Source organism: Bacillota bacterium, from assembly GCA_012837285.1.
GTDB lineage: Bacteria > Bacillota > DTU030 > DUMP01 > DUMP01 > DUNI01.
Genome location: DURJ01000042.1, coordinates 1 through 5,334 on the forward strand (window position 1 = coordinate 1; position 5,334 = coordinate 5,334).

Annotated in this window: 7 protein-coding genes; all 7 read right to left on the reverse strand. The window is 48.7% G+C overall.

All coding sequences use genetic code 11. From position 1 onward, the window contains the following. The coding region (locus GX016_02590) for a Glu/Leu/Phe/Val dehydrogenase (protein ID HHT70453.1) at positions 1–506 on the reverse strand (506 nt) is incomplete at its 3' end. 58 nt (positions 507–564) lie between these two features. Further along, positions 565–1,428 carry a succinate--CoA ligase subunit alpha gene (gene sucD, locus GX016_02595; GenBank protein ID HHT70454.1) on the reverse strand — a complete coding sequence of 288 codons (864 nt, stop codon included), beginning with the start codon at positions 1,426–1,428 and terminating at the stop codon, positions 565–567. Between the two features lie 14 nt (positions 1,429–1,442). Then, positions 1,443–2,585, reverse strand: a complete 1,143-nt coding sequence (locus GX016_02600) for a succinate--CoA ligase (protein HHT70455.1) — start codon at positions 2,583–2,585, stop codon at positions 1,443–1,445. 13 nt (positions 2,586–2,598) lie between these two features. After that, positions 2,599–3,138, reverse strand: coding sequence for a 2-oxoacid:ferredoxin oxidoreductase subunit gamma (locus GX016_02605; protein HHT70456.1), 540 nt, complete (start codon positions 3,136–3,138; stop codon positions 2,599–2,601). Further along, complete coding sequence (locus GX016_02610) at positions 3,135–3,377, reverse strand: 4Fe-4S binding protein (protein HHT70457.1); 243 nt, start codon at positions 3,375–3,377, stop codon at positions 3,135–3,137. Before GX016_02610 ends, GX016_02605 begins: the two co-directional genes overlap by 4 nt. Next, the gene (locus tag GX016_02615; protein HHT70458.1) at positions 3,338–4,162 is read right to left on the reverse strand and encodes a 2-oxoacid:ferredoxin oxidoreductase subunit beta; all 825 of its coding nucleotides are present in this window, start codon (positions 4,160–4,162) and stop codon (positions 3,338–3,340) included. Before GX016_02615 ends, GX016_02610 begins: the two co-directional genes overlap by 40 nt. Further along, positions 4,163–5,305: a 2-oxoacid:acceptor oxidoreductase subunit alpha gene (locus tag GX016_02620; GenBank protein HHT70459.1), complete on the reverse strand. Its 1,143-nt coding sequence runs from the start codon at positions 5,303–5,305 to the stop codon at positions 4,163–4,165. Between the last annotated feature and the right edge of the window lie 29 nt (positions 5,306–5,334).

Below are 5,334 nucleotides of genomic sequence, written 5' to 3' on the forward strand. Positions count from 1 at the left end.
GGTTCGTGTTCGCCTAAGCACTGTTCATATTCGTCAATGAACCAACCCATTATTTTTTGTGGGGTCCCAATATCCGGGCCTGGGATATCTTTTCGTGTACCCATTACCAGCCTGATTTCACGGACATATTTTCTGCAGACGCGCTCTAATTCGCTATCGGATAACTTAAGCGTATCAGCGACTATGCCGCCTTTTGCGCCGCCAGCCGGAATACCAGCCAAAGCGTTCTTTATGGTCATCCAAAATGATAGCGCCACAACATCCTGATAGCTTTCCTCGGGGTGTATGCGTGTGCCTCCCTTGGTAGGTCCAAGCGCCGAATTATGCTGGACACGATAACCAGTGAAAGTTTTCACTTTCCCGTCGTCCATTCTTACCGGAAATCGTACCTTAAGGCTACGTTCCGGTTCGCGTAATTGCTCAATGACAGTTTCAGACAAACCCATACGCTTACCCACTAAATCCAATTGCTCCATAGCTGTTTCGTACGCTGTCTTTTTAGCCACAACAAGCCCTCCTTATTGTTAGTACCGAGACTTTTATGGTTAAGCTGATGCCCGCACACTAATTAATCTTAATCTCCAAGAGTTCGTCAAACCTGTTTACTACGTTTACGCCCGCTTGCCGCAGGGTCTCAATTTTAGATTCAACGGTGCCACTGCCCTTTTCTACAATTGCCCCCGCATGTCCCATTCGTTTGCCCTGGGGAGCGTTTTGACCCGCGATAAATGCATATACGGGTTTCGGATAAGAGGAGGTTTTAATATATTCTGCTGCCTGTTCCTCAGCGGCACCTCCGATTTCACCGATCATTATCACAGCTTTTGTCTCGTCATCATCGCGAAGCAATTGCAGCGCCTTCACAAAGCCTGTCCCGATAACCGGATCACCACCTATGCCCAAACAAGTCGACTGCCCTATTCCCCGAAAGGTAAGGTTAGAGGCTATTTCATGGGTAAGCGTCCCGCTTCTGGAAATGATGCCTACATTGCCTTCGCTATAGATGTAACCGGGCATAATACCAACCATGCCTTTTCCCGGGCTGATAACACCGATGGTATTGGGTCCGATAACATTGCACTTTGCGTTATCAGCAAGCGTTTTTATTTTTATTCCGTCGTGAACGGGTACATGCTCGGTGATTATTACGATTAACTCGATCCCACTTTCAATTGCCTCCACTGCAGCATCCAGAACAAACGGTGGAGGCACAAGAATCATGCTTGCATTACAATTGGTTGCGCTTTTAGCTTCCTTTACCGTATCAAATACCGGTACATTACAGACTTTTTGCCCGCCCCTGCCTGGAGTCACTCCTCCGACTACATGAACCCCATAATCGAGCATTTTTTGGGCATGGAACATCCCTTGTTTACCCGTTATTCCTTGAATTATGACCTTTGTGTTTTGGTTCACCAGTATAGCCATCTATATTCACCCTCTTACTCACCTGCTGCCTTTAGTTCTGCCAACAGTGTTTGTATAGCGTCCTCGGTAGTCCCGTGCTTTATGATTGGTACGCTGCGCTCCTCCAGTATCCGCCACCCTTCCTCCTGTCCATGCCCTCTCATTTTTACAACTACTACCGGTGAAATTCCATCATCGATTGCCTTTGCTATACCTCGGGCCATTATTTCACAATTGTTTATTCCACCGAATACATTGATTAAGATTCCCTTGACATTGGGCTTGTGCGCTATAATGTTTACGGCTTCGGCCATTTGCTCCTGGGTTACACCACCTCCCGTATCAAGAAAGTCCGAGGGTTCACCACCATAAACGGCAATCATATCCACCGTGGCCATCGCTAAGCCAGCTCCCCCGGCGATAACACCAATAGTTCCGTCTTCTCGTAACGGTACATAAGCTAGGCCGGCATTTTTAGCCCGCGCTTCCAATGGAGCCAATCTGTCCTCTCTGGACGGCCAATACTTCGACCTAAATCTGGCCGAATCATCCAGGACAATTTTGGCATCCAGGGCTATTACCTTCCCCGTTGTGGTAATCGCCAGCGGGTTAATCTCTGCGGTTGTGGCATCGCATTCAAAGAATAGCCGGATAAGGGAGAAGGCAGTACTGGCCACATTCCTCAGTACCTGCCCTTCCAGTCCAATGGACTTTAGGGGCTCATATAGTTGGTAAACCCAAAAAGGTTCTAGGCTGTTCAGTGGCATTTTCATAACTTGTGTACTGCCGCCTATCTGTTCTTCCACATTGATGCCGCCGGCGCGGGATACTATTAGCAAAGATTTTCCCCGCGAGCGGTCAATGGTTATGCCAACATATATCTCCTCGGCAATGCATATTTGCTCCTCAACGAGCAGCGTCTGCACCTTTTCATCATTGATAATGGAAGACAGCAAACGATCAGCGGCTTGAGCTGCTTCTTCCGGGGTTTCTACCAAAAGGATGCCCCCTGCTTTCCCACGTTTACCGCTTAGCACTTGGCTCTTAATAGCTACTGCTCCACCCAATTGACGCGCAGTTTGTTCGGCGCTGCTCGGGTTAGCCACTAGCTCTCCATTGGGAGTGGGTATACCAAACTGTTTAAGCAGCCGTTTTCCCTCATATTCGTAGAGATCCAATGGTGCTTACCTCCTACCTCATGCTCTGCCCCAAAGCAAAACCCAAATCCAAAGCCTTCAGGTTTAGGTCCTTATGCTGTGGGCGAACATTGTTTACTAATGCCTTTTTTAAGGACTCCATGGAAGCAATTCTACTCGCCCCCACCACAGCCCCTAACATAACAATATTGGCACATATTTTATTTCCCAACTCATTCTCGGCCAGCTGCGTAGCCGGAATGCTAAACAGATTGTCGATATCGGCTTTAGAAAGATCCACCATCGTGCTATCGTGGAAAACCATCCTCTTGGAGCAATCCTGCGGCAAGTACTTGTCGGCGGCGGGAGGAGACAGAAGTACCACAATATCCGGTTCGGTGATTCGGGGGTAGGTTATCGCGTTATCCGAAATAACCACATCCGCTCTGGCAGCGCCCCCTCTTGCTTCCGGTCCGTAGCTTTGAGTTTGGGCCACTTCCTTGTTTTCGTATAAACCGGCTGCTTCGGCCAGAATTACCGCAGCCAGGATCACGCCCTGCCCACCATATCCGGCGAACCTAATTTCTTGCTTCATCGATTTGCCACTTCCTTTACCATGATAGCTAAGTCGGGGCATATCTTTTCACATCTTAAACACCCAATACAATTTTCGGCCTTACTGGCAATAGGAAGAAAAGAACCCGTTTTACCTCTCTTGTCGGAAACGGTCAATACTGTTTGTTTGCATTCAGAAATGCATAGATGGCAACCCTTACAATACTTTTCATCGACCGTTATTTCAAACACCCTGCTACCCCCCTCGAAAGCTTGTATATACTGTCTGATAACTCCTGAACGCCCTGTTCCTGGCGGAAAACGCCGACGGGGATCTTGCTGTCCTTCTCCTCATCCGTGAGGGCTTGATATTGCTTAATAGGCATTGTCTTCTCTCGCAACATGGCTACTAGTTCACTTGGGTTATTAGTATTCATAATGTACCTGCCGGCTTGAGTGGGGCACTGAGTAAGGACCTCGATAAAGGCAAAGCCTTGGTGCATAATAGCTTTTTGGAGCGTGGCCACCAATTGTGCGGGGTGGGCGCTGGTCCATCGCGCTACGAAAGTGGCCCCGGCGGCAATTGCCAGTTGGCAAGCATTAAACGAGCGCTCCTGGTTTCCGTAAGGCGAGGTCTGGGTCCGTGCCTTAAACGGGGTTGTGGGCGCCGCCTGTCCACCGGTCATGCCATAGATTTGGTTATTAATCATAACAACGGTAATATCAACATTCCTTCTGGCAGCATGAATAAAATGATTGCCGCCTATTCCAACGTTATCCCCATCTCCGGTAAAGACTATTATCTTCCGGTCCGGATCACTAACCTTTAGTCCCGTTGCTACCGGAATAGCCCTGCCGTGCAAAGTATGAATTACGTCAGCGTCGATATAGACAGGTATCCAGCCTGAGCAACCAATTCCACCGACCAAAGCAACCTGATCCCTTATACCTAACTTATCAATGGCGTCAATTGCAGCCCTTAGTATCGTCCCATCACCACAACCAGGGCAGAAAATGGTGGGCAAAGCACTTTTTCTTAAATACTTTTCCCCTAACAGATTCATTTAGCGGACCTCCTTTTTGATCGCCGCGAGTATTTCGTCCGGAGTATGCAATGCACCACCTAGTTTAGGCAATGAAACAACTTGCTTACCAGGCGCACTACGTCTTACTTCCAGGACCAGTTTTCCAATGTTCAATTCTGGAACCAGCAGCGTACTAACAGCTTTGGTAAGATCGGCGATCCGTTTTTCCGGAAATGGGAAAAGTGTCCTCAGCCTTATTAGGCCGGCACGAATACCCATTTTGCGCGCAACCGATACCGCTTCCATTGCCGGTCGCGACGCGCTACCAAAGGCAATTATGCCGATTTCGGCATCCTCCATTTTCTGTATGTCCAAGTCCGTCAAATCATCAATATGATCCGTTATTTTATTACATAGTCTCTTGACCAGTCGCGCACTTTTTTCTATATTAGCGCCCGCCCGGTTACCGGCTTCATCATGGAGCTGGCCATCGATTAATAATTTGTACCCCTGATTAAAGGCGGGCATTCCGTCTAACAACCCGTCCGGCCGGCTGCGGTAGGGTAAATATCCCGATTTCTCAGGCGCCTTTCTTTCAACAACATCGTAAGGTCTAAATTCAACTTTTTCCCTGGTGTGGCCGACTATTTCATCTGACAGAAGAAAAACCGGCACCCTATAGATCTCAGCCAGGTTAAAAGCTTTTATGGTTAGTTCATATGCTTCTTGCGCGGAAGCGGGGCAAAGTGCAATGATCTCATAATCCCCATGCGAACCGTATTTGGCCTGGAATATATCCTGTTGCGACGCCATGGTTGGCTGTCCGGTAGCCGGCCCACCCCTCATAACGTTAATGATTACACATGGGGTTTCGGTTACCGCCGCATACCCGATGCCCTCCTGCATCAAGCTAATACCCGGACCCGATGAGCCGGTACAGCATTTCATGCCCCCCCAGGACGCTCCAATGACAGCATTTATACTGGCTAGCTCGTCTTCCATCTGGAGAAAGGCACCACCGACCTGTGGTAATCTTCGTGACATCAGTTCGGCTACTTCGGAAGCCGGAGTTATCGGATAACCGGCGAAAAAACGGCAGCCTGCGGCGATGGCCCCTTCGACAACTGCTTCATTGCCTTGTATGACTGCCACCTTTTGGTTTTGGGCCTCAAATCCATTCATGAAACAACCTCCTTAGACACTTTGTCCAA

What these genes read in the sequence shown, in the direction of transcription:
- sucD (HHT70454.1), bottom strand. Translation starts at nt 1,428, where the DNA reads ATGGCTATACTGGTGAACCAAAACACAAAGGTCATAATTCAAGGAATA.
- GX016_02605 (HHT70456.1), bottom strand. Translation starts at nt 3,138, where the DNA reads ATGAAGCAAGAAATTAGGTTCGCCGGATATGGTGGGCAGGGCGTGATC.
- GX016_02615 (HHT70458.1), bottom strand. Translation starts at nt 4,162, where the DNA reads ATGAATCTGTTAGGGGAAAAGTATTTAAGAAAAAGTGCTTTGCCCACC.
- GX016_02620 (HHT70459.1), bottom strand. Translation starts at nt 5,305, where the DNA reads ATGAATGGATTTGAGGCCCAAAACCAAAAGGTGGCAGTCATACAAGGC.